The 26,255-nt window shown below is 70.3% G+C and carries 24 protein-coding genes; 20 read left to right on the top strand and 4 right to left on the bottom strand.

Annotated features, from left to right (window positions below):
* Positions 1 to 7 precede the first annotated feature (7 nt).
* The 9 genes from GXW78_RS16645 to GXW78_RS16605 are packed head-to-tail and all read left to right on the top strand — an operon-like array spanning position 8 to position 9,490.
* Positions 8 to 1,078 (top strand): ABC transporter substrate-binding protein, encoded by a 1,071-nt coding sequence (locus GXW78_RS16645; protein ID WP_211869963.1) that lies wholly within the window; start codon positions 8 to 10, stop codon positions 1,076 to 1,078.
* A 7-nt stretch (positions 1,079 to 1,085) separates the two neighbouring features.
* Positions 1,086 to 2,138 carry an ABC transporter ATP-binding protein gene (locus GXW78_RS16640; protein ID WP_338147765.1) on the top strand — a complete coding sequence of 351 codons (1,053 nt, stop codon included), beginning with the start codon at positions 1,086 to 1,088 and terminating at the stop codon, positions 2,136 to 2,138.
* Positions 2,119 to 2,970 carry an ABC transporter permease gene (locus GXW78_RS16635; RefSeq protein ID WP_211869961.1) on the top strand — a complete coding sequence of 284 codons (852 nt, stop codon included), beginning with the start codon at positions 2,119 to 2,121 and terminating at the stop codon, positions 2,968 to 2,970. Before GXW78_RS16640 ends, GXW78_RS16635 begins: the two co-directional genes overlap by 20 nt.
* The gene (locus tag GXW78_RS16630) at positions 2,963 to 3,763 is read left to right on the top strand and encodes an ABC transporter permease (RefSeq protein ID WP_211869960.1); all 801 of its coding nucleotides are present in this window, start codon (positions 2,963 to 2,965) and stop codon (positions 3,761 to 3,763) included. Before GXW78_RS16635 ends, GXW78_RS16630 begins: the two co-directional genes overlap by 8 nt.
* Positions 3,764 to 3,770: 7 nt before the next feature.
* Positions 3,771 to 5,102, top strand: a complete 1,332-nt coding sequence (locus GXW78_RS16625) for an NAD(P)/FAD-dependent oxidoreductase (RefSeq protein WP_211869959.1) — start codon at positions 3,771 to 3,773, stop codon at positions 5,100 to 5,102.
* A 14-nt stretch (positions 5,103 to 5,116) separates the two neighbouring features.
* Positions 5,117 to 5,815, top strand: a complete 699-nt coding sequence (locus GXW78_RS16620; protein ID WP_211869958.1) for a hypothetical protein — start codon at positions 5,117 to 5,119, stop codon at positions 5,813 to 5,815.
* Positions 5,812 to 6,909 (top strand): NADH:flavin oxidoreductase/NADH oxidase, encoded by a 1,098-nt coding sequence (locus GXW78_RS16615; RefSeq protein WP_211869957.1) that lies wholly within the window; start codon positions 5,812 to 5,814, stop codon positions 6,907 to 6,909. Before GXW78_RS16620 ends, GXW78_RS16615 begins: the two co-directional genes overlap by 4 nt.
* Positions 6,899 to 7,897, top strand: coding sequence for a succinylglutamate desuccinylase/aspartoacylase family protein (locus GXW78_RS16610; RefSeq protein ID WP_211869956.1), 999 nt, complete (start codon positions 6,899 to 6,901; stop codon positions 7,895 to 7,897). Before GXW78_RS16615 ends, GXW78_RS16610 begins: the two co-directional genes overlap by 11 nt.
* Before the next feature lie 24 nt (positions 7,898 to 7,921).
* Positions 7,922 to 9,490, top strand: a complete 1,569-nt coding sequence (locus GXW78_RS16605) for an ABC transporter substrate-binding protein (protein ID WP_211869955.1) — start codon at positions 7,922 to 7,924, stop codon at positions 9,488 to 9,490.
* A 675-nt stretch (positions 9,491 to 10,165) separates the two neighbouring features.
* Here the strand turns inward: GXW78_RS16605 and GXW78_RS16600 are convergent.
* Positions 10,166 to 10,783 carry a DUF2459 domain-containing protein gene (locus GXW78_RS16600; protein ID WP_211869954.1) on the bottom strand — a complete coding sequence of 206 codons (618 nt, stop codon included), beginning with the start codon at positions 10,781 to 10,783 and terminating at the stop codon, positions 10,166 to 10,168.
* Positions 10,784 to 10,827: 44 nt separating this feature from the next.
* Positions 10,828 to 11,808, bottom strand: coding sequence for a Bug family tripartite tricarboxylate transporter substrate binding protein (locus tag GXW78_RS16595; RefSeq protein ID WP_211869953.1), 981 nt, complete (start codon positions 11,806 to 11,808; stop codon positions 10,828 to 10,830).
* Between the two features lie 111 nt (positions 11,809 to 11,919).
* Between GXW78_RS16595 and GXW78_RS16590 the strand changes: the two genes are divergently transcribed.
* Entirely contained in the window at positions 11,920 to 12,390 is a 471-nt protein-coding gene (locus GXW78_RS16590; protein WP_338147764.1) for an Lrp/AsnC family transcriptional regulator, read from the top strand.
* Between the two features lie 28 nt (positions 12,391 to 12,418).
* Here the strand turns inward: GXW78_RS16590 and GXW78_RS16585 are convergent, their stop codons facing one another.
* Complete coding sequence (locus GXW78_RS16585) at positions 12,419 to 13,396, bottom strand: ATP-binding protein (RefSeq protein WP_211869951.1); 978 nt, start codon at positions 13,394 to 13,396, stop codon at positions 12,419 to 12,421.
* Between the two features lie 124 nt (positions 13,397 to 13,520).
* Here GXW78_RS16585 and GXW78_RS16580 point away from each other — a divergent pair, with 124 nt between their 5' ends.
* From GXW78_RS16580 to GXW78_RS16535, 10 genes are all read left to right on the top strand, one after another.
* Complete coding sequence (locus tag GXW78_RS16580) at positions 13,521 to 14,255, top strand: Crp/Fnr family transcriptional regulator (protein WP_211869950.1); 735 nt, start codon at positions 13,521 to 13,523, stop codon at positions 14,253 to 14,255.
* Between the two features lie 52 nt (positions 14,256 to 14,307).
* The gene (locus GXW78_RS16575) at positions 14,308 to 14,940 is read left to right on the top strand and encodes a glutathione S-transferase family protein (RefSeq protein ID WP_211869949.1); all 633 of its coding nucleotides are present in this window, start codon (positions 14,308 to 14,310) and stop codon (positions 14,938 to 14,940) included.
* Complete coding sequence (locus GXW78_RS16570) at positions 14,937 to 15,791, top strand: hypothetical protein (RefSeq protein WP_211869948.1); 855 nt, start codon at positions 14,937 to 14,939, stop codon at positions 15,789 to 15,791. The genes GXW78_RS16575 and GXW78_RS16570 overlap by 4 nt, the downstream gene beginning before the upstream one ends.
* Positions 15,792 to 15,839: 48 nt before the next feature.
* Complete coding sequence (locus GXW78_RS16565) at positions 15,840 to 16,574, top strand: aspartate/glutamate racemase family protein (RefSeq protein ID WP_211869947.1); 735 nt, start codon at positions 15,840 to 15,842, stop codon at positions 16,572 to 16,574.
* Between the two features lie 316 nt (positions 16,575 to 16,890).
* Positions 16,891 to 19,338: an ATP-dependent helicase HrpB gene (gene hrpB / locus GXW78_RS16560; protein WP_211869946.1), complete on the top strand. Its 2,448-nt coding sequence runs from the start codon at positions 16,891 to 16,893 to the stop codon at positions 19,336 to 19,338.
* 32 nt (positions 19,339 to 19,370) lie between these two features.
* Positions 19,371 to 20,423 carry a S1C family serine protease gene (locus GXW78_RS16555; RefSeq protein ID WP_338147763.1) on the top strand — a complete coding sequence of 351 codons (1,053 nt, stop codon included), beginning with the start codon at positions 19,371 to 19,373 and terminating at the stop codon, positions 20,421 to 20,423.
* A gap of 10 nt (positions 20,424 to 20,433) precedes the next feature.
* The gene (locus GXW78_RS16550; protein WP_211869944.1) at positions 20,434 to 21,114 is read left to right on the top strand and encodes a winged helix-turn-helix domain-containing protein; all 681 of its coding nucleotides are present in this window, start codon (positions 20,434 to 20,436) and stop codon (positions 21,112 to 21,114) included.
* 146 nt (positions 21,115 to 21,260) lie between these two features.
* Positions 21,261 to 22,703 (top strand): sensor histidine kinase, encoded by a 1,443-nt coding sequence (locus GXW78_RS16545; RefSeq protein ID WP_211869943.1) that lies wholly within the window; start codon positions 21,261 to 21,263, stop codon positions 22,701 to 22,703.
* A gap of 19 nt (positions 22,704 to 22,722) precedes the next feature.
* On the top strand, positions 22,723 to 23,031 hold the full coding sequence (locus GXW78_RS16540; RefSeq protein WP_211869942.1) for a hypothetical protein: 309 nt from the start codon (positions 22,723 to 22,725) through the stop codon (positions 23,029 to 23,031).
* Between the two features lie 498 nt (positions 23,032 to 23,529).
* A complete protein-coding gene (locus tag GXW78_RS16535) occupies positions 23,530 to 24,660 on the top strand; it encodes a YbfB/YjiJ family MFS transporter (protein ID WP_211869941.1) in 1,131 nt (376 codons plus the stop codon).
* 10 nt (positions 24,661 to 24,670) lie between these two features.
* Here GXW78_RS16535 and GXW78_RS16530 read toward each other — a convergent pair whose 3' ends face one another.
* Entirely contained in the window at positions 24,671 to 26,242 is a 1,572-nt protein-coding gene (locus tag GXW78_RS16530; RefSeq protein WP_211869940.1) for a glycosyltransferase family 39 protein, read from the bottom strand.
* Positions 26,243 to 26,255 lie beyond the last annotated feature (13 nt).

Genomic DNA, 26,255 nt, shown 5'->3' with positions numbered 1-26,255 from the left:
TGTGAGCATGACGATCCTGACGAACCGCCGTGGCCTGCTGCGCGCAGCGGGCGGCATCGCGACCGCCGGCCTGCCGCTTCCGGCCTTCGCGCAGGGCAGCCCGCCGCCCAAGCCGGACCGCATCGTGGTGAACGCCTCGGGCGGCGGCATGGCGACGCAGCTGCGCCGCTCCTACTTCGCGGAGTTCGAACGCCTGCACGGCATTCGCGTGGTGGACACCTCGCCTGTCGATTTCGGCAAGCTGCGCGCCATGGTCACCAGCGGCAACCCGGAATGGACCGTCACCGAGATCGGCGGCCAGGACGTGGACCGCGCCAAGGAACTGAACCTGCTGGAGCCGATCGACACCTCGATCGTCGATCTCTCCCGCTATCCGGCGGCCGGGCGCAATTCGCACGCCTTCATCGGCTCCGCCTACTCGACCGTGCTCGGCTTCCGCAGTGACGTGTTCCGGGACGGTTCCCACCCGAAGGGCTGGGCCGAGTTCTGGGATGTGCGCCGCTTTCCTGGCGCGCGGTCGCTGCGCAACCACCCGGTGGACAACCTGGAATTTGCGTTGCTCGCCGATGGCGTGCCGATGGACCAGATCTATCCGATCGACATGGATCGCGCCTTCCGCAAACTGGATGAGATCCGCCCGCATATCTCGGTGTGGTGGTCCACCGGCGCACAACCGGCACAGATGCTGGTGGACCGGGAGGTGGTGCTGGCCACGGGCTGGAACGGACGCTTCTTCGAACTCGCCCGCCGCAATGCGCCGGTCGGCTCGGAGTTCATGCAGGGGTCGCTGAAATCCTCGGCCTACGGGATCCCGCGCGGTACGCGGCAGGCCTATTGGGGCCAGCAGCTGTTCCAGGTGATGACCAACCCGCGGCTGCAGGCGATGTACGCCACCGAACTCTCCTATGCCGGTCTGCATCCCGACACGGCGAGCTTCGTCGCCGAGGACATCCGGCCGCTCCTGCCAACGGCGCCTGTCAATCTCGAACGCCAGTTCTGGCTGAATGTCGGCTGGTGGACCGAGAACGGCGCCCGGGCGCAGGAACGGTGGAACCGCTGGATGCTGCAGCGGGGCTGAGACAGGCGTGGAACTTTCGGTCAAAGGCATCGTCCGGCGCTTCGGCCCGGTGACGGCACTCGGCGGCGTCGATCTCGACGTCGCCGAGGGCGAATTCCTCACCATCCTCGGCCCGTCCGGCTCGGGCAAGACGACGCTGCTCAAGACCGTCGCCGGCTTCGAGATCCCCGATGAAGGCCGTGTGCTGCTGGGTGGGGAGGACGTAACCCTCGCGCCGCCCCGCCGGCGCGACGTCGGCATGGTGTTCCAGAACTACGCGCTGTTCCCGCATATGAGCGTGGCGCAGAACGTCGCCTTCCCGCTGGAGATGCGTCGCCGCCCGCGTGACGAGGTGAAGCGCCGCGTCATCGAGGCGCTGCGCCTCGTGGAACTCGAAGGCTATGGCGACCGGTTGCCGCGCCAGCTTTCCGGCGGCCAGCAGCAGCGCGTCGCGCTCGCCCGCGCCGTCGTCTTCGGGCCGCGGCTGTTGCTGCTGGATGAGCCGTTCGGTGCGCTTGACCGCAAGCTGCGCGAGTCGCTGCAGCTCGAGGTGCGGCGCCTGCAGCGCCAGCTTCGGCTGACCACCCTGTTCATCACGCATGACCAGGAAGAAGCGCTCATCATGTCCGACCGCATCGCGGTCATGGACAAGGGGCGCATCGAGCAGGTGGGAGCGCCCGGCGACCTCTATGCCCATCCCGCGACGCGCTTCGTCGCTGACTTCCTGGGCGAATCCAATCTTCTCGACGGCAGCGCGTCGGCCGGCCACGCCGCCATTCCGGGCTTCGGCGCCGTGCCGCTGCCCGCCGGGCAGCCCGATGGCGGGGTCACGCTGCTGCTGCGGCCGGAGGCTTTGCGTATCGCGGCGGATGCCGCCGCGATGCCCTGCCGTGGTCAGGGCAAGGTGCTGGAGACCGTCTTCCTCGGCCAGTCGGCCAAGCTGCGCATGGCACTCGACGGCGGCGGCGAGGTGCTCGCCCGCCTGCCGCTCCGCCCTTCCGACCCGCCACCCGCGCGTGAGGGCGAGACGGTTGCGGTCGGCTTCGCACCGGAGGACCTGCATGTCGTCCCCCGGGGATAGCCGCCGCACCACCGCGCGCCGGCGCGAGACGGCGCTGTTCCTGCTCGCGGTGCCGGCGCTGCTGCTTCTCGGCATCATCTTCGCCTGGCCGGTGCTCCGGCTGCTCGCCATGTCGGTCGAAGACGGCACCCTCGCGAATTTCGAGAAGGCGACGCTCGACGAGCTCTATCTGTATGTGCTGTTCGACAGCGTGAAGATCGCCGCGATGGTCATGGCGATCTGTCTGCTGGTCGCCTATCCGGTGGCCTTCTGGCTGTCGCGGGCGGGACGCTGGGGCGTCGCGCTGGGCATGTTCGCGCTGCTGCTGCCGTTCTGGACCTCGGTGCTGGTGCGCACCTATGCCTGGCTGGTGCTGCTCGGACGCAACGGCGTGGTCAATCGCTGGCTGCGCGATGCGGGGCTGATCGACGCGCCGCTGCCGCTGCTGCACAACACCTCCGGCGTGCTGATCGGCATGGTGCATGTGCTGCTGCCCTACATGGTGTTCCCCATCTACGCCTCCCTCCTGCGCATCGACCCCGATCTGTCGCGCGCGGCGGAGGGCCTCGGCGCGCCCGCCTGGCGATCGTTCCTGCGCGTGACCTTCCCGCTGTCGCTGCCGGGGGTCTCGGCCGGCTGCGCGCTGGTCTTCGTGCTGTCGCTCGGCTTCTTCATCACGCCGGCGCTGCTGGGTGGTGGGCGCGTCATCATGGTGTCGATGCTGATCGAGCAGCAGGTGCGGGAGTTCCTCGACTGGCCCTTCGCCGCGGCCCTGTCGACGGTGCTGCTCGTCGCGACGCTCGCCATCTACGCGCTGATCGGGCGCATCACCCGGGGCGCGCGCCATGCGTAGGCGGCGCGTCAGCCAGATCCTGCTCGGCCTGTTCGCCGGGCTGGTCTTCCTGTTCCTGCTGCTGCCGCTGGCGGTGGTGTTCCCGATCTCGCTGTCTTCCGCGTCCTACCTGCAATTCCCGCCGCCGGGATTTTCCTGGCAGTGGTACCAGCGCTACCTGGATGACCCGAGCTGGATCGACGCCACGATCCGCAGCGTGAAGGTGGCGAGCCTGTGCACCGTGCTCGCCATGGGGCTCGGCGTGCCGCTCACCTTCTTCCTCGTCCGGTCGCGCCTGCCTGGCGTGCGCGTGCTGGACCGGCTGGCGGCGGCGCCGATCATCGTGCCGACCATCATCCTGTCCATCGCGTTGTACGGCGTGTTCGCTCGGCTCCAGCTCATCGGGGAATGGTATGGCGTCGCGGTCGCTCACACCGTGCTCGCGCTGCCTTTCGTCGTCATCCTGGTCAGCGCCGGGCTGCGCGGCTTCGATGAGGCGCAGGAGCAGGCCGCGGCCGGTCTCGGCGCGAGCTGGCCGGCCATCATCTGGCGGGTGACCCTGCCGCAGCTCAGGCCCTCGCTGGTCTCCGCCGCCTTCCTGTCCTTCATCAGCTCCTTCGACGAGCTGGTGCTGGCGATGTTCCTGTCGGGCGCGTCGATGACGCTGCCGAAGAAGATGTTCGACAACATCATGATGGAAATCGACCCCACCATCGCGGCGGTGTCGGTGTTGCAGATCCTGCTGGTTGCCGTCGCGCTCGGCCTGACCAGCCTGTTCGGCCGTGGCGCGCTGACCACGACCATCACGCGCTGAGGACGCCATGGACAGTTCCGTCTTCCACCCCGACTTCAAGGCGAAGCCCTTCTGGTGGGAAGCCATCGCGATGGGCGAGGACGACCCGCCGGCGGAGCTGCCGCCCAAGGCCGACGTCGTCATCGTCGGCGGCGGCCTCACCGGGCTGAATTGCGCGATCGAACTCGGCCGCGGCGGCACCAAGGCCGTGGTGCTGGATGCGGAGCCGCTCGGCTTCGGCGCCTCCACCCGCAATGGCGGCGGCGTGTCCGGCGGCAACAATGTCGGCAAGGGGCTGTCGGGCGCCAAGGGCCGCCAATCCCCCGAGGAGGTGCGCGACTGGCTGCGCGCGATCATGGGCGATGCCTCCGAGGGCCTCGCCCATATCGAGGCGCTGGTCCAGCGCGAGAACATCCAGTGCTTCTACGAACGCACCGGCCGCTTCGTGGGCGCCTGGACGCCGAAACACTATGACGGCATGGCCGCGAAGATCGATGCGCTGAACGAGTACGCCGGTGCCGACGCCTCCATGCTGCCGCGCGAGCGCCAGCGGGAGGAGATGGCCTCCGACTACTATTTCGGCGGCATGCTGGTGAACCGGACGGGCAAGATTCATCCGGGCCTGTATCACCGCGGCCTGATGCAGGCGGCGCAGCGCTATGGCGCCACGCTGCTGGGCCGCACCAAGGCCGGCGCGCTGACGCGCATCGCGAATGGCTGGCGTGTCGAGACGTCCCGCGGGCCGATCGAGGCCGGCGAGGTGGTGATCGCGACCAACGGCTACACCGGATCCCTCACGCCCGATCTGCGGCGGCGGCTGATCCCCGTGGCGTCCCACATCATCGCGACCGAGGAACTCGATCCGGATCTCGCGCGCAGCCTGATCCCGAACCAGCGCACGCTGGCCGATAGCCGACGCATCCTGACGTATTACCGCATGTCGCACGACAACAAGCGCGTGGTTTTCGGCGGCCGGGCACGCTTCACGCAGGTGACGCCGGAGGTCTCCGCCCCGATCCTGCATTCGATGATGCTCGCCCGCTGGCCGCAGCTGAAGGGTGTGCGCGTCACCCATGCCTGGACCGGCAATGTGGCCTTCGCCTTCGACTACCTGCCGCATATGGGTGTGACGCAGAAAGGGCTGCACTACGCGATGGCTTGCAACGGCGCCGGCGTCGCGATGCTGTCCTATCTGGGGGCGGAGGTCGGCAAGAAGCTGCTCGGCAAGACCAACAAGCTGCCGGTCTTCGACGGCCGGGACTTCCCGACCCGGGCCTTCTACACCGGCAATCCCTGGATGCTGCCGATGGTCGGAAGCTGGTATCGCTTCCGCGACTGGCTGGACCGGAAGGCCGCCTGACGGAGGGGGACAAGATGAGCGGGCCGGTCTTCTACGTTGTCGAGATCGAGCCGGCCGCCGAGGCCCTGCCCGCCTTCGCCGAGTGGTATGCCTCCGTCCACGCGCCGCATCTGTTCAATGCGGGCTTCAACAACTGCACGTCCTATGTCGGCGTCTCGGGCACGATGGCGGTCGTGGACATCTACCAGGCCGGCGACTGGGCGATGTTCCAGCAGCCGGCCTTCGACCGGTATCGTGACATTGCAGCCACCGATCCCTGGCGGCCCCCTGCGATCAGGGGCCTGCCCAACAGTCGCACGGTCTATCACCACCATCCCTCGACGCCCGTGCCCTCGCGCGATGCTGCCGCGCCCCTCGATGCCGACTGGATTCTGATCTGGCGGTTCGAGGGCGATGCTGCGCTCGAGGAGCGCATCGCCGCATGGCTGACCGAGGGCGGCGGCGCGACTCTCATCGACCATGGCGCGCGCCAGATACGGCTGCTGCATCGCGGCCGCGACGCGCCGACCGGCCCGTCGATCCGGCCGGCATTGTCGCTGGTCACCGAATGGGCCGCGCAGCCGCCATACGGCTTGGCAGCCACGCTGCCCGGCTGGCTGTCGTCGCGGATCGATCCCGCCCTCGGCTTCGCCGGGTGGCGCCTCTACCCCTGGGCGCGCGACCCCGCGCTGCGCCTCGCCACCGCCCCCAAGCGCATCGGAACAACGGCATGAGCCAGCTCTTCTCGCCCATCACGCTGCGCGGGCTGACACTGCCCAACCGCATCGTCATCGCGCCGATGTGCGAGTTCCACGCGGTGAACGGCAATGCGACGGATTGGCATATTATCCATCTCGGCCATCTCGCCTTGTCCGGAGCGGGGCTGCTGATCATCGAGGCGACCGGCGTCGAACCGCGTGGCCGCATCAGCCGCGAATGCCTCGGCCTCTACAACGACGAGAATGAGGAAGCGCTGAGCCGCGTGCTCGCCATCGTGCGGCGGTACAGCGGCATGCCGATCGGCCTGCAACTCGGTCACGCCGGCCGAAAGGCGTCCGTGCTGAACCCGACCGCCGGGCGACGCTACGGGCATGCGCCCGCTTCCGAAGGCGGCTGGGAACCCATCGGAGCCTCCCCGATCCCCTGGGCCGAGGGTTGGCCTGTTCCGCGTGAGATGACCCGCGCGGATATGGAGGAGGTGCTGGCATCCTTCGCCGATGCGACGCGGCGCTGCGCGCGGCTCGGGATCGACCTGCTCGAGATCCATGGCGCGCATGGCTACCTCGTCAGCAGCTTCCTATCTTCCGTCGCGAATCAGCGCAGCGATGCCTATGGCGGTAGCCTCGAGAACCGGATGCGGTTTCCCCTGGAGGTCTTCGACGCGGTGCGTGCGGCTTGGCCGGCGGATCGTCCGCTCGGCGTGCGCTTCAACGGCACGGATTGGATCGAGGGCGGCATCGACACGTTGGAAGCCGTCGCCTTCGGCACCGAGCTCGCCCGTCGTGGCTGCGACTATGCGGATATGTCGAGCGGCGGCAATGGCTTCGCCACCATCCCGGATGGTCCGGGCTATCAGGTGCCCTTTGCCGCCGCGGTCCGGGAAGGCACGGGCATGGCGACGATGGCCGTTGGCCTGATCCGCGAGCCGGCCCATGCGGAATCCATCGTCGCCAGCGGTCAGGCGGACATGATCGCAATCGGCCGCGGCATGCTGAACAACCCGCGATGGCCCTGGCATGCGGCAGAGGAGCTCGGCGCGCAGATCGAGGTGCCGTCCGCCTACATCCGGGCCGCCACGCGCACGGGGCGCAACGCCTATGCCCGCTGAGCCGCGCCGCTGGCATATCGACCTGCCCGGCACGCGGGTCGACGAGTTCCCCTGGCGGATCCACGTCCTGGAATTCGGCAGCGGCGGCCCTGCGACGGCCATCGTCGCCGGCATGATCGGCGACAAGCCGCTCGGCGTGCTGGCGATGCATGAGCTGGCGAAGCGGCTGACCGAGCGCAGCGTGAAGGGAACGGTCCTGATCCTGCCTATCATCAACCCCTTCGGCTTCCAGGCCGCGACGCGGCACAACCCCGACCTTGTGGAGCTGAACCGGCGCTTCCCCGGTACGCCGCACGGCGCCGTCTCCGACCAGCTCGCCCACGCGCTGTTCGCCGCGCTGAAGGAACGCGTCGACTGTGTCATCGACGTGCATTCCGGCACGCCCGTGCGCGCGACCGAGTTCGCGTATGACTACGGCAATCTCGAGCTGAGCGCCTCCTTCGGCTACATCCCGGTCATGGTGGGGCGGCACACGCCCGGCCAGCTTTGCGCCGAGGCGACGCGCGCCGGCATGCAGGCCACGCTGATCGAGTTCGGCGGCGCCGACCGCAACGACATGACGCTGGCGGTCGAGGGCTGCCTCAACATGCTGCGCTTCCGAGGCCACCTGGACGACGTGCCGACCGGGCCGGATCGCGTGGACATCCTCGACCAGGTGAAGCTGTTCTTCGCGTCGAAGGATGGTGCGCTGTGCAGCGACTTCGGCGCGGAGCGCGTGGGCAAGCCGGTCGGCCCGGGCGTCATCGGCTGGGTGACCAATGTCGTCACCGGCGAGCGGCTCGAGGAGTTCGTCATCGACCCGATCGGCGTCGAGACCGGCACCGGCCCGGGCTTCGACCGCTGGGGGCCGTCCGTGATGAAGCCCTTCGTGCCGAAGGCGCCGCCCATCCTGATGGTCGGCCAGGCCGTCCCTGCGATGGTCCGGCCCGGTACCCTGACCTACATGGCCGGCTGGGTCGGCGATACGATCGCAACACCGCGCCGCTGATGCGGCGTCAGGGAGGAGAGGACAATGACCCGAAAGAGGTTCTTCGCCGCAACCATCGCGCTGGGGTTCGCGATGCCCGCCGCGGCCGAGAGCGTGCTGCGCTACGCGCCGAGCTCCGACCTCGCGACGCTGGACGCGATGATCACGACGGCGACGACCGTCGGCCAGCATGGCAGCATGGTCTATGACACGCTGTACTCGCTGGACGAGAATCGCGAGCCGCGACCGCAGATGGTCGGGCAGGAGGAGATTTCCCCCGACGGCCTGACCTATCGCCTCACCCTGCGGCCGAATCTGCGTTTCCATGATGGGCAGCCCGTGACGTCGGAGGACGTCGTCGCCTCGATCAATCGCTGGATGATCCGCGACACGCTGGGGCAGCTGCTGAAGGCGAATCTGCAATCCTTCTCCCCGGACGGGCCGCAGACGGTCGTCTTCCAGCTCCACCGTCCGTTTCCCTTCCTGCGGCTTGCGCTGGGTTCGATCGCCGGCACGCAGCCGCTGATCATGCGGCGGCAGGATGCGCAGCAGGACCCGTTCCGGCCGGTCACCACGGCGATCGGTTCCGGTCCCTTCCGCTTCGTGCAGAGCCGCTACATGCTCGGCGCTGGCGCCGTGTGGGAGCGCAACCAGGACTACGTGCCGCGCGAAGAGCCGGTGAACGGCCTTGCCGGCGGCAAGCGCGCCTTGATCGACCGCGTGGAGATGCGCTTCATCCCTGATGCCGCGACGCGCGGCAACGCGTTGCGGCGCGGCGAGATCGACCTGATCGACCAGCTGCCCGCCGACATGATCCCGCTGCTGCAGCGCGATCGGAACGTGGTCGTCACGCGCCTCGCGCCACTGGCCTCCGTCTCTTACCTCAGGCCGAATTTCCTTCATCCGCCGTTCAACGACGTCCGGGCACGACGTGCGCTCGCCCTGGCGGTGAACCAGGCCGATTTCATGGCGGCGGGCTACGGCACGCAGGAATGGTGGCGGCCCGGCTGCTTCTCCTTCTTCGGCTGCGACACGCCGAACGGCACGGAAGTCGGTTCCGAGCCCTATCGCCAACAGAACCTGGAACGCGCGCGGCAGATGCTGCGTGAGTCCGGCTACAATGGCGAGCGGATCGTGCTGATCGGCACTACCGAGCTACCGGCTCAGCAGGCGCTCGCCGAGGTCGCCGCGGATGCGTTGCGCCGCATCGGCGCCAATGTCGACCTGCAGCTGATGGACTTCGCGGCGGTCCAGGCACGCCGGCTGAGCAAGGCGAGCCCTGATGCCGGAGGCTGGAACCTCACGCCTTCCGCGCTGTCCGGCACGGGCATGTGGACCCCGCTGCTCAACGTGACGATCAACACCAATTGCGAGCAGCGCAACTACCTCGGCTGGCCCTGCGACGAGAACATCGAGCGACTGCGTGCCGCCTACGCCCAGGAACCTGACCCCGCGCGACGGGAAGCGATCCTTGAGGAATTGGCCCGGGCGTTATGGGACTTCCTCCCGGTGATCCTGACCGGCAATTACTACTCGCCCTTCGCTTGGCGGCGGGAGGTGACCGGCGTCATTCGCAGCTCCCCGCTGGTGTTCTGGAACATCGAGAAGCGCTGACGCCACGGACGAAGACGGACCGCATGGCGTCCGCCGCAGGATGCTGGGCGAATTGGTCCATGCGGCTCCTCGTACGCGCAGTGTGCGATTGCTTCGTCGCCGGCGCGCTCATCGCGTTGTCAGGGGCCGTCGCGCACCTCCGATGGGGAGCCTGAAGGCAGCGCTCTTCAGCTCCCGATCGCCGGTCCCGTATCCATTGCCCGTCTGGTCCGACGACGCGGCGTTGCCGTCGTCGCGCGGCGGGACGGCGTCGTGACGGGCGGCGGCGGGGCAGCGGCGCGCACGGGTGGTGGTGGCGGCATCTCCGGCTGGCGGAGCAGTGCACTACGCAGCAGAAGGTCGCGTCGGATGGACATCAACTCAGCTTCCGGCGATTCGGGGTTCGGATGGTGTTCAACCTGCCGATCGAGGCAAATGAAGGACTTCTGGACGACCGATCCGTGATATTCCGCACTTGGACCGAATTCGGTGCGTGCTCCATACAGTCCAGTCGCGGGTGGCGGGCATGCCGGTTCCGCAATGCGGTCCTGCGGCAGCATCGGGCGGGTCTGCGACCCGGCCCGGTGATATCGTTGCGAGCGCTGCATCGATTTCTCATCCCCCAGACTGCCCTCGAACGAAACCGGGCGACGGGGGTTGCGCCGCTGCGCGCGGAACGATGCCCCGGCCGGCCCGTTAGCTCCGGCCCGCTTGGCGCGCGGCTTCGACGCGCAGGGCGGCCATGGCTTCGCGGCGCAGGCCCACGCCGCTGACAGGCACCGGCAGCCCGGCGGCGGCCAGGGCGGCCATCACCCAGCTGTTGCATGTGAAGCGGAGGCTGTAGCGCCGTCGCGAAGGCAGCAGCAACGAACCGCCGGGCGGGACTGGCGGCAGAGGGACCTCCAACTGGCCCGCAATAAAGGCGTCGATGGCGGCGTGGCCCCCGTAAGGAAGGCGCAGGGCCACGGATTCCTCCGCCGTGACCGGCGCCGGTCCTGGCAGCGCCTGGATGGCGACGACCGCCGGGCCACCCGCCAGCGCGCCCAACGCCTCGCCGGAGCCGGGCCGTGCCGCGCGCATCCAGGACTCGAGCCCGAAGCCGAAGGCGAAGGCCTGGGCCGTGGGAGAACCCTGGGCTAGCGGCGCCAGCCGGCCAGCCCCGATCGCGGCGGCCGTCAGGCAGAGATCGAGATGCCAGGATTGTGCGGTGACGAGCACCGCCTCCTGCGACAGCGGCCGCGGATCTTCCGCCGGGCCTGGCGAAGTACAGGCCCCGAGCAGGACCATGGAGAAGAAGGAGCGCCGATGCGGCATCCATCGGTTTCACCACGCCCTGCGGTCGCCGGTCCAGGCGCATGCTATTCCGGCCGCGCGCCGGTGCTGCGCACCACGGTTGGCCAGCGTTCTGCTTCGGCCCGGATCAGGGCTGCGAAACGATCGGGCCCATGGCCGGTGACGGTGAAACCCTGTCGCGTGAGGTCGTCTGCGACCCCCGGCAGCGCCAGCACGGCGGCGAGGTCGGTGGCGAGGCGGTCGATCGCCGGCTGCGGCGTGCCGGCAGGGGCGAGGACACCCTGCCAGGTCACGACATCGAAGCCGGGCAGAAGCGCCTCGGCCACGGTCGGCACCGCGGGTATGGCGGCGGACCGCTCCGTGCCGGTTACCGCCAGGGCGCGCAGGCGGCCGCCGCGAATGTGCTCGATGGCGGCCGGAAGGGTCACGAACAGCGCCTCGACATGCCCGGCGACCACGTCGATCACAGCCGGGCCGCCACCGCGATAGGGCACATGGGTGAAGCGCAGATCGGCCCGCTGCGCGAACAGCGCGCCGGCCAGATGTCCTATCGAGCCATTGCCCTGGGAGGCGACGGTCAGCCGGCCCTCCTGCTCCTTTGCCCATTCCACGAAGCCGGCGAGATCGCTGACGGGCGAGCGCGGGTTCACCACAAGCACCTGCGGCGCCCGCACGGCTTCGATAATCGGCGCGAAGTCGCGCACCGGATCGTAGCCGACGCGCGGATACAGCGCCGGGTTGATGGTCAGCGGATCGGATCCGACCAGAAGCGTCAGCCCGTCGGGCCGGGCGCGGGCGACTGTCTCAAACGCGATGTTGCTGCCCGCGCCGGGCAGGTTCTCGGCCACCACCGGCTGGCCGAGGCGCGGCGACAGATGCCGCGCCAGCAGGCGGCCCAGGATGTCGAGGCTACCGCCGGCCGCGACCGGCACGACGATGCGAACGGCCCGATCCGGCGCCCAGCCGCCCTGCGCGCCGGCGCTCCGCGGCAGCATCGCCGTGGCGCCGAGCAGGGTGGTGTGAAGGAGGAGATGGCGGCGGATCATCGGGAGCGCTCCGGGGCGACTGGAGCATCGATTTCTCTCGTGGCCCGGAAATCTTGCAAGCAAAAGATTTTCCTACTACTGACCGCCGCGATATCAGCCAAGGACTTGCTCGTGAGCCGCCGTTTCGACCCCGACCATACCGATCGCGCCATTCTGCGGCTCATCCAGCGCGACGCCGCGCTGTCGCTCGCGGACATCGCCAAGGAGGTGGGGCTGACACCCACCCCATGCTGGAAGCGCATCCGCAAGATGGAGCAGGAGGGGGTGATCACCGGCCGGGTCGTGCTGCTGGATCCCGAGAAGGTCGGGCTCGGCGTCTCGGTCTTCGTGGCGATCGAGACCGGTGACCATTCGGCGCCCTGGATCGAATCCTTCGCCACGACGGTCGCGAAGATGCCGGAAATCGTAGAGTGCTGGCGGCTCGGGGGCGACGTGGACTACCTGCTGCGCGTAGTCGTGCCCGACATGCAGGCGTTCGACACCTTCTATCGCCGGCTGACGGCACAGGTGCCGGCGCTGCGGAAGGTGACGTCACGCTTCGCGATGGAGCGGGTCAAGAGCACAACGGCGCTGCCGATCTGACACCGATACGGCGGCGGTGCCGGGCCTTTCAAACGGCCTGGCGGCCGTTCGTGCCCGCCTCCATTGGCGGCATCGCAACGGTGACCGTCGCGCCGCCGGTCGGCGCATTGCCGAATTCGAGTGAGCCGCCGAGCCGCTGCGCCATGCTGCTCATGACCAGCAGGCCGAGGCTGTCGCCGTCCTCGACGTCCGGCAGCGCGGCGAAGCCCGGCCCGTCATCCTCCACCGTCAGGCGTCGATGGCCGGCCGCGTTCACGTCGAAGCGGATGTGGATGCGCCCGGAAGCACGCCCGGCGAAGGCGTGCTTGATGGTGTTGGTCACGGCCTCCGCCACGATCATCGACAGGGTGGTCGCTTCGGCGGGCGAGATCGCGAGTCGCGGTGCCTGCACCGTGACCGCCACGCTCTGCCGGCCCGCGGCGGAGAGGATGTCGCGCGTCAGCGTCTCGAGCGCCTTCTCGAAGCCTGCTTCCCCGAGCGCGGGGTCGTGCAGCCGGCGATGGATGGTCGCGATGACCGACAGCCGCGTGACCGCGTCGTCGAGAACCGCGATGGCATCCTCGGTGGTCTCGACCCGGGTCGCCTCGAGCGAAAGCAGGCTCGCGACGAGTTGGATGCCGTTGGCGACGCGATGCTGCAGCTCGCTGAACATCAGGTGCTCATTCGCGCGCATGGCTTCTATCTGCGCACGCTTCCATTCCAGCCGCGCGAGCGCCTTGGTCAGCCGATGCACCAGCGCGATCTGCGTGGCGGCGATGATGACGAAGAATGCCAAGGCAACCAGATCGCGGGGCCAGGTGTAGACGCGCGTGGTGCCGGGCGACGGCAGGCCGAAGTAGGAGGCCGCTGCGACGGACGCTGCCACCACAGCCGCAGCCGGCTGCCAGCCGCCTGCGAAGGATGTGATTAGGACCGCCAGGAAGAAGGTGAGAAGCGGAAGCGATGCCAGCGCATCGGAGAAGTGGTGACGGGCCAGAAAGGCAAGCGTGAAGGAGATCGCCCCCACCGCCCACCCTATCCACGGCCTGCGCCCGGGGGCGTGCAATGCGGCCAAGCAGGTCCGTCTCCCTATGGAGAGGTAACGTGCAACTGGATCGCGCCGGCGTCATTAACCTGGGATAATGATCCACATGGAACCGGCCTTGCCCTGCGCAGCCTGCCCGCTGCGGCCCTTGCCGGACTTCAAGCCGGTGACGCCGACCGAGCTCGCGTCGATCTACGACGCCAAGGTTGGCCAACGCCTGTGTGCGGCGGGGGCGACCATTCTCGCCGAAGGGCAGGTCGCCACGCGCGTCTATACCCTGCTGAAGGGATGGGCCTTCCGCTTCAAGACGCTGGAAGACGGGCGGCGGCAGATCCTGAACTTCCTGCTGCCCGGCGATCTGCTGGGGTTGCAGGGCGAATTGCATGCCGCCCTACCGCATGGCGTCGAGGCGCTGACGCCGGTCAACCTCTGCGCCTTCGGCAGCGACGCCCTACCCCGCTTCTTCAGCCGTCATCCGAGCATCGCGCTCGACATCACCTGGCTGTCCGCGCACGAGGAGCGGCTGGTGGACGACGTGGTGCTGACGGTCGGCCGCCGCACCGCCATGGAACGTGTCGCGGCACTGCTGGTGCATCTGTACAAGCGCGCCGCCTCGGCCGGGCTGATCGAGACTAGCGGTATCCAACTGCCGCTGACGCAGATGCATATCGCCGACGCGCTCGGCCTGTCGGTGGTGCACACGAACCGTGTGCTGCAGCGGTTGCGCAAGGGCGGATTCATCCGCCTGGAGGACCAGCGCCTGTCGATTGGCGACCTGCAGGCCATGCGGCGCGTCGGGCGATACTGGGAGGAACCGGCCCCGCGACGGCCACTGCTGTAATTCGCCCGAAGGGCGGCTAGCCTGCGCCCATTGTCGTACGGTGGAGGCGCGGATGCTGAAGGTCTGGGGCCGGGTGAACTCGGTCAACGTGAAGAAGGTGCTGTGGATGCTCGACGAGATCGGCATCCCGTATGACCGCGTGAATGCCGGGCTCGAGCATGGGGTGGTGAACGACCCGCCCTATCGCGCGATGAACCCCAATGGCCGCGTCCCGACCATCGAGGATGGCGACTTCGTCCTGTGGGAATCGAATTCCATCCTGCGCTACCTGGCGATGAAGCACGGCAGCGCGTTGTATCCCGCCGAGCCCGCCGCGCGCGCCAGCGCCGACCGTTGGATGGACTGGCAGCTTTCCACGCTGAGCCCGGCGGAACGGAACCTGTTCTGGGGCCTCGTGCGCACGCCGCCCGAGAAGCGTGACATGGCTGCCGTGATGGCAGCGGCGAAAGCCGCGGGGGAATGCTGGTCGATGCTGGACGCACATATAGCGCGCCATGGCGGGCCCTTCATCGACGGCGCGGCGATGACGATCGCCGACATCGTCCTCGGCTGCTACGCGCGGCGCTGGTTCGGGCCGGAGGTCCAGGTCGAGGGCATGCCCAATTTCCCGGCCCTTGCCGCCTGGTATGCGGCGGTGGGCGAGCGCCCGGGCTTCGCCCGCTGGGTCGCCGTGCCGATGACATGAACGACGACGAGTACACCCGCGCCTACTACGAGAAGAACCGCCCGGAGCGGGAGGCGATCGCGCGCCGTTTGGACCGACAGCCCTTCGGCCGGATGCTGGCGCTGAAGGTTTGGGTGGAGCTGCGCCGCTGCAAGACGGGCGAGGGGCTGATCCACCAGTTCCATCGCGACTACTGCGGCCACGGCCTGATCCGCACCGCCGACGGCGTCATGCTGTGCGAGATCCAGGACGGGCATTTCCCCGGTCCGCCGATCGAGACCTGGCGCGACCGCGACGCGTTCGTGGACTTCATCGCACGGCAGTCGGACTGGACCTGCTCAGGGTGGGAACGGGCCGAGCCGGTGCTCTACACCGACGATCCCTGGAGGCAGTCGAATCAGCGACTGTGCCGCCGCATCCTCGACAGCTTCGACGCTCCCGACGACCGGGCGCGCAGCGATGGCGGTCCCTCGGTAGAAGACATCAAGGCCCTGCGGGACGCGGCGGCCGCCGCGATCGACCGCACGCCCTTCGGCGAGAAGCTGTCCCGGAAGGTGTGGCGCGAACTGTCCTGGTGCGACGACGGCGAGGTCGTGATGCACAAGCGCGAGCGCGGCTACGTCGGCCAAAGCCTGTTGCGTGACAACGGTGCCGTCGTGCTCTGCGAGATCGAGCACTCGGAAGTGCAGGGACCGCCCATCGCAAGCTGGCATGACCGCGACGAGTTCATCACCTTCCTCATGCGCCAATCGGATTGGAGCTGCGCCGGATGGGATCCGGCCGAGCCGGTGTTCCACCTCGACGCACCCTGGCGGCACCACCTGCAACGCCTGACGCGCGCGGCGCTGAAGCGGTTCGTCCCGTTCTGGTAGGGGGAAGTCGCCCTTGCGCCCGGGCCGCTCCCATGCTGATCCCCGCCGATGCGCCTGCTGCTGCTGAACGGCAACACCGATCCCGCCATCACCGCGCTTCTCGCCACCCGTGCGGCGGAAGCGATTCCCCGGCTCGGCCTGCCCACGGCCGAGGTCGTGCCGGTCACGGCGCCCTTCGGCGCGCGCTACATCTCGACCCGCGCCGCCGTGGCCGTTGCCGGCCACGCGGTGCTCGCGGCACTGGCCGAGCATGTCGGCACTGACAATCCGTACGGCTACGACGCCGCCGTGATCGCCTGCTTCGGGGAGCCGGGCATCGAAGCCGCGCGGGAATTGCTCCCCATTCCTATCGTTGGGATGGCGGAAGCCTCGATCGCTGCCGCCCTGGCGCTCGCGCCCCGCATCGCGCTGCTGACGGGCGGCGCGCTGTGGGTGCCGATGCTGGAGGAGTTCGCATTGGTTCGCGGCCACGGACGCGACCAGGTGATGGTGCGCGGCATCGCCCCTACCGGCGACATGATCGCCCGCGATCCGGACGGGGCGGCGGCGGCGCTCGCCAAGGCGGCACAGGAAGCCGTGGCGGACGGTGCGGGGGCAGTGGTGCTGGGCGGGGCAGGCCTCGCCGGGATCGCGCCGCGCGTCGCGCCGCTGGTGTCGGTGCCGGTGTTGGACAGCCTGGACTGCGCGCTGGCGGCGGCGCTGGGCGGCGGATGCGGCCGGGCGCGGGTGGCACAGGCGCCGATGGTAGGCGTTTCGGACGCGCTTCGGCGATGGTCCGCATGAGGGGCGGGGCAGCGCAGGGCCGTATGGGCGGCAGGCGGCCGGGGAGGGGCTTTGCCCCTCCCCGGACCCCACCCCACCAAAGGCCGAAGGGCCTTTGGAAACCATTATCTGGCGCTGGGCCGATCGGGACCGTTGGGTTGGTGGGAACCTCAACGGGCGCTGCGCCGAGGATGAATCCAGAGCGACGCGCACAGCGTGTGGCCCGCCATTGCGAACGGCCCGGCACCCCGGCACCAGATCAAGGTTTCCAAAGGCCCTTCGGCTTTTGGTGGGGGGAGGCCCGGAGGGGGGCAAAGCCCCTCTCCGGTCACGCCCGATGACCCAGGATCTCCCTGTCGCCGAGGCCCTCCCCGCCCTTCGTGACGCTCTCCAAGTCGGGTCGAACGCCGTCCTTATCGCGCCCCCCGGTGCGGGCAAGACGACGCTCGTCCCGCTGGTGCTGAAGGACGAGCCGTGGGCCGCGGGCGCCCGCATCCTGGTGTTGGAACCCCGCCGTGTCGCCGCCCGCGCCGCTGCGCGCCGCATGGCCGAGCTGCTCGGTGAGCCGGCGCCCGGCGGAACCATCGGCCTGGCCACGCGGCTAGACCGTGCCTTTTCCGACCGCACGCGGGTGGAGGTCGTCACGGAGGGGCTGCTGGTCCGCCGCCTGCAATCAGACCCCGGCCTCGATGGCGTTGCCGCCGTGCTGTTCGATGAGGCGCATGAACGCAACATCGATACCGACCTCGCTCTGGCGCTGTGCCTCGACCTGCAGCGGGCGCTGCGGCCGGAACTGCGGCTGCTGGCGATGTCCGCCACGCTGGATGGCGGGGCCTTCGCCAGGTTGCTGGGCGATGCGCCGGTGGTCGAGAGCATGGGGCGCGCCTACCCGGTCACGCTGAAGTACCGGCCGCGCGACCTTTCGGACGCGCGCGACCTGCCCGAGGCGATGGCCGGCGCGATCCGCGACGCGTTGCGGGAGCATCCCGGCGACGTGCTGGCCTTCCTGCCCGGCTGGGGGGAGATCCGGCGCACGCAGGAACGACTGTCGGGCCTCGATGCGCTCGTGGTGCCGCTGCATGGGGAATTGCCGCCGGCGGAACAGGACATCGCGCTGAACCCTGCGCCGGACGGACGGCGGAAGGTGGTGCTGGCGACGTCGATCGCCGAGACCTCCCTGACCGTCCCCGGCGTGCGCATCGTGGTGGATGGCGGGTTCCGTCGCGCCCCAAGGCTGGACCCGGCATCGGGCCTGTCCCGGCTGGTCACGGTGCGGATCAGCCGCGCGGCGGCTGAGCAGCGGGCGGGGCGCGCCGGCCGCACGGCGCCGGGCGTGGCGATCCGGCTCTGGACCGAGGCGCTGCATCGCGGCCTGCCGCTGGCCGACCGGCCGGAGATGCTGGAGGCCGAGCTGTCGTCGCTCGTGCTGGATGTCGCGGGTTGGGGCGCGTCGCTCGGCGACCTCGCCTTCCTCGACCCGCCGCCGGCCGGTGCCGTGAAGGCGGCGCAGGCGCTGTTGCGCGACCTGGATGCGCTGGATGGCGAGGGGCGCATCACCGCGACGGGCCGGCGCATGGCGCGGCTCGGCACGCATCCCCGCCTCGCGCGCATGTTGGTCGCCGCCACGGATGACGGGGAACGGGCGCTTGCCGCCGACCTCGCCGCGCTGCTGGAAGAACGCGACCCGATCCGCGATCGGGAGGCGCCGTCGGACGTGCATCTGCGGCTCGACCTGCTGCATGGCGCGGATCGGGCGGATGCGGATCGCGGCACGGTCCACCGCATCCGTCGCGCCGCGGCCCTGCACCGGCGGCGACTGGGCGTGCATGGGCAGGTGCAGGCGGATGGCGATGCTGGCGCGCTGCTGGCGGCTGGCTTTCCCGACCGGATCGCCGCGAAGCGCGGAGCTATGAACGGGGCCTTCCGCCTCGCCTCGGGCCAGGGGGCGCGGCTGCCGGCGACCGATCCGTTGGCGAAATCGGCGCTGCTCGCCGTGGCTGACCTTGCATTGCAGGGCACCGAGGCGCGCATCCGGATGGCCGCGCCGATCGACCGCGGCGTGCTCGAAGCCCGTTTCCCGGAACGGCTGCGGCGAGAGGAAGGCGCCGCCTTCGACGCGCGCGCCGGCGCCGTGCAGGCTCGCCGCCGGCTGATGTTCGGCCCGCTGGTGCTGGAGGAAGCGCCGCTGCCGCAGGCGGACCCGGCGGCCGTCGCGGCCGCGCTGGCCGCCGCCGCCGCCGACCGCGCCCTGCGCGACCTGAACTGGACGGATGCGGCGCGCCAGACCCAGGCGCGCATGGGCTGGATGCGAAAGGCGGAGGGCGAGGACTGGCCGGACGCGTCCGATGCCGCGCTGGTCGAAACGGTGCAGGATTGGCTCGCGCCGCATCTGCACGGGCGGACCCGGCTGTCGGACCTCGCCGCGCTGGACGTTACGGCCCTTTTGCGGGACGCCCTGCCCTGGGACCGGCAGCGGGCGCTCGACGCCGCCCTGCCGCCGCGCCTCGGCCTGCCATCCGGGCGATCTGCCGCGATCGACTATGCGCGGGAGGTGCCGACCCTCGAAGCCCGCGCGCAGCACCTGTTCGGCATGGCCGCCATGCCGCCGCTGGCCGGCGGGCGCGTACCGTTGCAGGTGGCGCTGCTCTCCCCCGCCGGACGGCCGATCGCCGTGACCGGCGACCTCGCCGGCTTCTGGAAGGGCAGCTGGGCCGAGGTGCGCAAGGAAATGCGCGGCCGCTACCCCAGGCATGCATGGCCGGAGGACCCCGCGGCCGGCGGTTGAACCCCCCGAGACGGCAGCGCAGATTGCATCCCGTGACCACAAAACCTCCCCTGACCGAGTCGCTCGCCCTGCCGCGCCGCCTGGCGCTGCTGCTGCCTCTCGCTGCCCTGCCCGGCTGCAATGGCTCCGCCCAGGCGCAGCGGGGCCTGCCCGATTTCGCCGACCTAGCCGAGAGCGTGCTGCCCGCCGTGGTCAGCATCCAGGTGACCAGCCGCGAGGAGAGCGAGCCCCGCCGGCCGGCAGACCGCCGGCGCGGCCGCGGCGAGCATCTGGTGCAGGGGGCGGGGTCGGGCTTCATCATCGAGCCCTCGGGCATCATCGTCACCAACGGCCATGTCGTCGGCAACGCGACGCGCGTCGTCGTCACGACGCAGGACGGTGCGGAATACCCGGCCCGCGTCATGGGTGTGGACGAACTGACCGACCTGGCGCTGGTGAAGATCACGGCGCCGGCGCCGCTCGCCGCCGTGTCCCTCGGTCATTCCGCGCAGATGCGCGTCGGGCAGTGGGTGATGGCGGCCGGCAATCCCTTCGGGCTCGGCGGCTCGGTCACGGCGGGCATCGTCTCGGCGCGCGGCCGCGACATCGGCGCGGGACCGTTCGACGACTTCATCCAGACCGATGCGCCGATCAATCCCGGCAATTCCGGCGGCCCGCTATTCAACATGGCGGGCGAGGTGATCGGCATCAACACGGCGATCTACTCGCCGTCCGGCGCCTCCGCGGGCATCGGCTTCGCCGTGCCGTCCGACCTTGCGCGGCCGGTGATCGAGGCGCTGATCCGTGGTGGCCGCGTGGAACGCGGCTGGCTTGGCGTGTCGGTCGGCGACGCCGAGGAACAGGGCCGCGGCCGCCGCGGCGCCGTCATCATGGGCGTGGAGCGCAACAGCCCCGCCGCGCGTGCCGGGCTGCGCCAGGGGGACCTGGTGACGGCGCTGAATGGGGAAGCGGTCGCGACCTCCCGCGCGCTCGTGCGCGGCGTGGCTGTGCTGCCGCCGGGGGAAACGGTGCGCCTGACGCTGCTGCGCGGCGGGCGCCAACAGGAGATCGCCGTGCAGATCGGACGGCGGCCGGGCGAAGGGTAGGACGACACACATGCGCATCCTGCTGGTCGAGGACGATGCGGAGGTCGCGCGCTTCGTGCGCAAGGGCCTCCAGGAAACCGGCCACGTGGTCGAACACGCGGGCAACGGTCGGGACGGGTTGTTCCTCGCCGCGTCGGAGCAGTTCGACATCCTCGTGCTTGACCGGATGCTGCCGGGCGGTGTCGATGGGGTGCGTCTGGTCGAGACGCTGCGCGCCCAGGGCAACCGCACGCCGGTGCTGTTCCTCTCTGCGCTGTCGGCGGTCGATGAGCGGGTGAAGGGGCTGAAGGCGGGCGGCGACGACTACCTCGTCAAGCCCTTCGCCTTCGCCGAGCTGCTGGCCCGCGTCGAGGCGCTGGCCCGTCGCCCCTCCGTCGACGCGCCGGCGACGCGGCTGAAGATCGCCGATCTCGAGATGGATCTGCTTTCCCGCACCGTCACACGCGGGGGCAAACGCATTGAGATCCAGCCCCGCGAGTTCCGGCTGCTGGAACACCTGCTCCGCCACGCCGGGCAGGTGGTGACGCGCACCATGCTGCTCGAGAAGGTGTGGGACTACCACTTCGACCCGCAGACCAACGTCATCGACGTGCATGTCAGCCGGCTGCGCCAGAAGGTCGACAAGGGCTTCGACAAGCCGCTGATCCATACCGTGCGCAACGCCGGCTACATGATCCGCGCCGAGGCCTGAATGTCCGCCTGGCAGGTCCGGCATCGGCCCGCACTCCCGCCCCGCCACCCATCCCCGGAAACGGACGCGGGTGGCCGGGCAGGGGAACGGGCCGGTGCCGGACGCCGAAACGCGCCTGCAGGCGCGTTTCCGAAGGGACTCTGACGATGCGGTGGTCGGGCGGGGGCCGCCCCTACGGCCGTCCCGTCCCCGAACCCATCCCCCACGCCTGGGACCCGCTGCTGCGCTTCGTGCGCAGCGCATCTTTCCGCTTCGCGCTGTTGTTCGCCGGGGTGTTCAGCGCATCGGCCGTGCTGTTCGCACTGGTGCTGTGGTTCGCGACCGCCGGCTCGCTCGACCGCCAGACCGATGCCGCGCTGCGCACGGATGCCTATGGTCTCGTGGAACGCTCGCGGGAGGCCGGGCCCGCCGCGGTCGTCGAGGCCATCGCCGAACGCCTCGCTGCCGATGTCGAGAACCATGCCATCTACCTGATGATCGCCGCCGATGGCCGGCGCCTTGCCGGTAATCTCGACCGCTGGCCCGTCGAGGCCGAAGGCGATGGCACCTGGGCGGTCGCCCTGGTGGCGCGCGAAGGATCGCAGGTCGAGGCGCGCACCTACACCATCGACCTCGATGGCTATCGCGTGCTGATCGGCCGCGACGTCAACGAGAAGCAGCGCCTGCGCGAATTGCTCGCGGAGGGTATCGCCTGGTCGGCCGCCGCCGCCGGCATCTTCGCGCTGATCGGCGCGGCCGTGCTGCGTCGCGCGCTGGAGCACCGGCTGCGCCCTGCTTCCCAGACCGCGCAGGCGATCGCCGCCGGCGACCTTTCCCGGCGGGTGCCTTCCTCGGGGCGGGAGGACGAGTTCGACCGGCTGGGCGAGAGCATGAACGCGATGCTCGACCGCATCGACTGGCTGATGGCCGGCATCCGTGGCGTATCCGATTCCATCGCGCACGATCTGCGCACGCCGATCGCCCGCGCCCGCGCGAAGCTCGAGGAAGCGCTGGCCGATGCCAGTGATGCGGACGCGCTGCGCGCGGCGATGGAGCAGGGCATCACCGACCTCGACAACATCACTCGCGTCTTCGAAGCCCTGCTGCGCATTGCCGAAGCCGAGGCCGGCGCGCGGCGCGCCGCCTTCGCACCGATCGACCTGGTGCCGGTCCTTGCCGATGTCGCGGAATTCTACGGCGCCGTGGCCGAAAGCCGGGGCCAGTCGATCGAGACCGATCTGCCCGAACGGCTGGAACTGGTCGGCGACCGGGACCTGCTGGCACAGGCCGTAGGTAACCTGCTGGACAATGCGCTGAAGTTTACCCCGGCGGGCGGCACCGTGCGCCTATCCGCGCAATCCCGCATCCGGGACGGCATCGAGATCGCCGTCGCCGACACTGGTCCCGGCCTGCCGCCTGAGGACCGCGCCCGCGCGGGGGAGCGCTTCTTCCGCGCCGATGCTTCCCGTGCGACGCCCGGCTCGGGGCTCGGCCTCTCGCTGGTGCTGGCGGTCGCGCATCTCCACGGCGGTGAGCTGGAACTGGAGGATGCATCGCCGGGCGATACGCCGCCGGGCCTGCTTGCCGTCATCCGGCTGGGGCGGGCATGAGGCCGATGAACGAGGCTTCATGCCGCGGCCACCGGGCCGCCAGCCCCGCCCGCTCATGGTGGCCGCGATGCGTGCCGTCCTGCCCCTGGTCCTTTTCTTCGCCGCGCCCGATTTCGTGGCCGGCGGGGAGCCGATGCCGCGCGTCACGACCGACAGCCGCGAGTACTGCACCGAACTCGCCGACCGACTGGTCGCACTCCCGGGCGCCCGCGAAGACACGGTCCGTCGGCTGGTGGAGGATGGGCTGCGGCTGTGCGAAACCGGCCACCCCCGCACCGGCGTCGCCAAGCTGCGGCGGGCGATCCGCGCGGCACAGGCACCGCCGTGAGCACCGGGCGGCGTTGAATGGGAGAGGGGCTTTGCCGCTCCCCGGACCTCTCCTCGCCGCAGCCCCGGTTACGCCGATACTGCTGTCGCCGTGGGCGGGGCGTTGCCCCCTTTGCTCGACGGTAAGATCGGAGAGGGGCGCCGCCGCTGTCCGAACCTCACCCCGCCAGGCCATGGATGGCCTGGACCGCCATGATCTGGCACCCGGCGCGAAAACCAGTTCTCCCGATCTCAGAACCCGTTCGTGCGCAGAACCGCGTGACGACCATGTCCCGACCCTGCGCGCGCAGCGCCGGGCCGAGGTTTGCAAAGGCCCTTCGGCCTTTGCCGGGATAGGGTTCGGGAAGGGGCAGAGCCCCTTCCTGATCCCCCGGCACGAACCGCTTGCGGCCCAGATGCTCCCGGCACCAGGGGCACCCGTTGGCGGGCCGGTTTGGAGAGGCTGCTCCCCTCCGGCCTTTGAGGGGGTGCGGCAAGGCCCCACCTGCCGCGCCCTCCGGTGACCCGTCCTCTCCTTGCCCCTGCACTGGCCGGCGCGGCGGCGACCTGTTCCGGTATCGGTCTTGCCCGCTTCGCCTATGTCCCGCTGTTCCCGGCCATGGTCGCGGCGGGCTGGGTCGACGGCGCCGGCGCCGGCCTGCTGGGCGCGATCAACCTGACTGGCTACCTGGTCGGGGCGTTGTCGGCACCGCGGGTTGCGCGGGCCCTGTCGATCCCGCGCGCCCTGGATGCGGGCATGATGCTGGCGGCACTCGCCGCGGCCTGCTGCGCCTGGCAGGGCGGGTTGGCGTGGCTGGGGTTCTGGCGCTGCCTGGCCGGGGTGGCGGGCGGCGTGCTGATGGGGCTGACGGGGCCGGCGGTGCAGGCCGTGGTCGCGCCGCAGCGGCGCGGCGTGGCGGGCGGCGTGGTGCTGCTCGGGGTCGGGTCCGGCGTGACGCTCGGTGCGCTGCTGGTGCCGGCGCTGGTCGGGCACGGCGTGCCGGCGGCCTGGCTGGGGTTGTCCGGCGCAACGCTGCTGCTGTGGCTGGCGGCGCGGCGCTTCTGGCCTGTCCCGCCACCCGCCGAGGCGAAGCGTTCTCCGGGCGCGCTGCCGCCGGTCGGGCTGCTGGTCCTGTCCTACGGCCTGTCGGGAGCAGGGTTGGTACCGCCGATGGTCTACCTTGCAGACCTCGCGGCGCGTGGCCACGGGCTCGGCGTGCGGGCAGGTGGGCTGATGTGGGTGGTGTTCGGCCTCGGTGCGGTGTCGGGCAGCCTGACGGGTGGGGCGCTGGCGGACCGGCTTGGCGGGCGGCGGGCCATGGTGGTGGCGTTGTCGGTTCAGGTTGCGGCACTCGGCGCGGCGCTACTGCCGGGTATTCACTGGCTGGTCGCGTCCGGGCTGCTGTCGGGAGTCGCGGCGGTCGGCGTCACGGCGGTCGCGCTGGCAACGGCGCGGGAACGTGCCGGGGTGGAGGCCGCCGTGGTGTGGGTGCGCGTCACGGCGGCGTTCGCCGTGGCGCAGGCGGTCACCGGCTTTGCCATGGCCGCGCTGTTCGGCGCGACGGGTGACAGCCATGCCGCGATTTTCGCAGCGGGGCTGGCACTGTCGGTGACGTCGCTGGCGGTGGCGATGGCCGATCGGCCGGCCTGACGCGCGGGGCTCAGCGCAGCCGCCAGACCTCGACCGGCCCGCGATCCTCATAGACGACCGAGGCGAGGTCGTAGCGATCGGCCAGCGCCTCCTCGATCATCGTCGCGATGCGTGGGCGCACGCGCGGCCACCAGCCGCGGTCGACGACGATCACCTGCGGGTTGCTGGCGAGGATGCGTTCCACTTCCTCATTCGGGTCGATGCCCGTCACCCGCCAATAGGGACCGACGAGCTGGCCCGGGAAGGCATAGCGCGTCGCCAGCCCTGCCTTCGACAGCACATACAGGGCCGGGTGGTAGTTCACGACCCAGACGGGGTCGCCCGGCTCGATTTCGCGCCGGATGGCGGCTGCCACTTCGCGGACCGGATCCGGCCCGCCCAGGCCGACGGCGGCGTAGAGCATCGGCACGGTGGACGATCGCCACGCATCGACCGCGACGCCCCCCACCAGCAGCGCGAAGGCGGAGACGACCAACCCCGGCCGGGCCGCCCGCGCCAGCCGCCGCGCGCCTAGCGCCGCCAGCAGGCTGAGCGGCGGCAGCCAGATCAGGAAATAATGCTGGTAGTACATGCCCGGCATGACCACCGCCCCGGTGGCGGCAATGAACCAGGCGACGGCGACCCAGCGCAGCAGCGCGACCGGCCCACGCTTCACCCGCGCCCGGATCAGCGCCGGCGGCACCAGCGCGAAGGTCCAGAGCAGGATCATCACGACGATCAGCGTGTAGCGGGCGGCATCCATGAACCCGACGCCTTCCCCGGCATAGCGGAGCGGCGCGATGAAGGTGCCGGTGATGAAGGCGGCGAGCTCGCCGCGCGCCAGATAGGCGAGGCCGAGTACCAGCGTCGGCGTGGCGCAGAGCACCGCGTAGGACAGCGCGTAGACGAGCACCCGGCGCCAGGAGAGCAGCCCGCGCAGGAAGGCCGGGCCGACCAGCAGGGCCCAGGCGAGGCAGCCCTCGAAGACCGAGACCGGCTTGATCGACAGCGCACCGCCGATCATCAGCCCCATGGCGAGGATCTTGAAGAAGGGCGGCGCCTCGTCGTGTTCGAGGGCCCGGCGCACCGCCCGCAGCGCGAGCGCCATCGACCACGCGACGAGCGGCGCGAACAGGATCTCGGTATTCGTGGCCAACCCGCCGAGCAGCGTGGTGTGGGCGAGGTAGAGCAGCCCCGCCGCCAGCCCCAGCGCCGGCGGCGCGGTCGCGAAGCGCACGATCGCGAACAGCGCCCAGGCCGTGAGCCAGGTGCTCACGAGGCCCAGCATGCGCGGCACCCAGACCGCCTCGCCGAACAGCCACATAATGCCGGCGAACAGCGCCGGGGCGCCGACCGGGTGCATGTCCCACACACCCACGAGCGGCCAGTTGCCGTTCAGCCATTCGCGCGCCTGCACCATGTACAGGCCCTCGTCGGTGTCGATCACCGCGGGGACGAAGGCGAAGGCGCGCAGCAGCGCCGCGGCGAGGAGCAGCACGACGGGCACCGCCCCGCTGCGCAGCAGCCGCCGCAGGCGCGGCGAAGGCGAGGAAAGGCCCGCGGGCTGTTCGGCTTGGCTGAGGATGGCGCTGTCCGGGCTCATGATGGTCGCACTG

Origin of the sequence: Neoroseomonas terrae (assembly GCF_018129025.1) — a bacterium.
Lineage (GTDB): Bacteria > Pseudomonadota > Alphaproteobacteria > Acetobacterales > Acetobacteraceae > Neoroseomonas > Neoroseomonas terrae.
The sequence above is the reverse complement of the archived record's forward strand: the minus strand, read 5'-3'. Positions and strand labels throughout refer to the sequence as shown.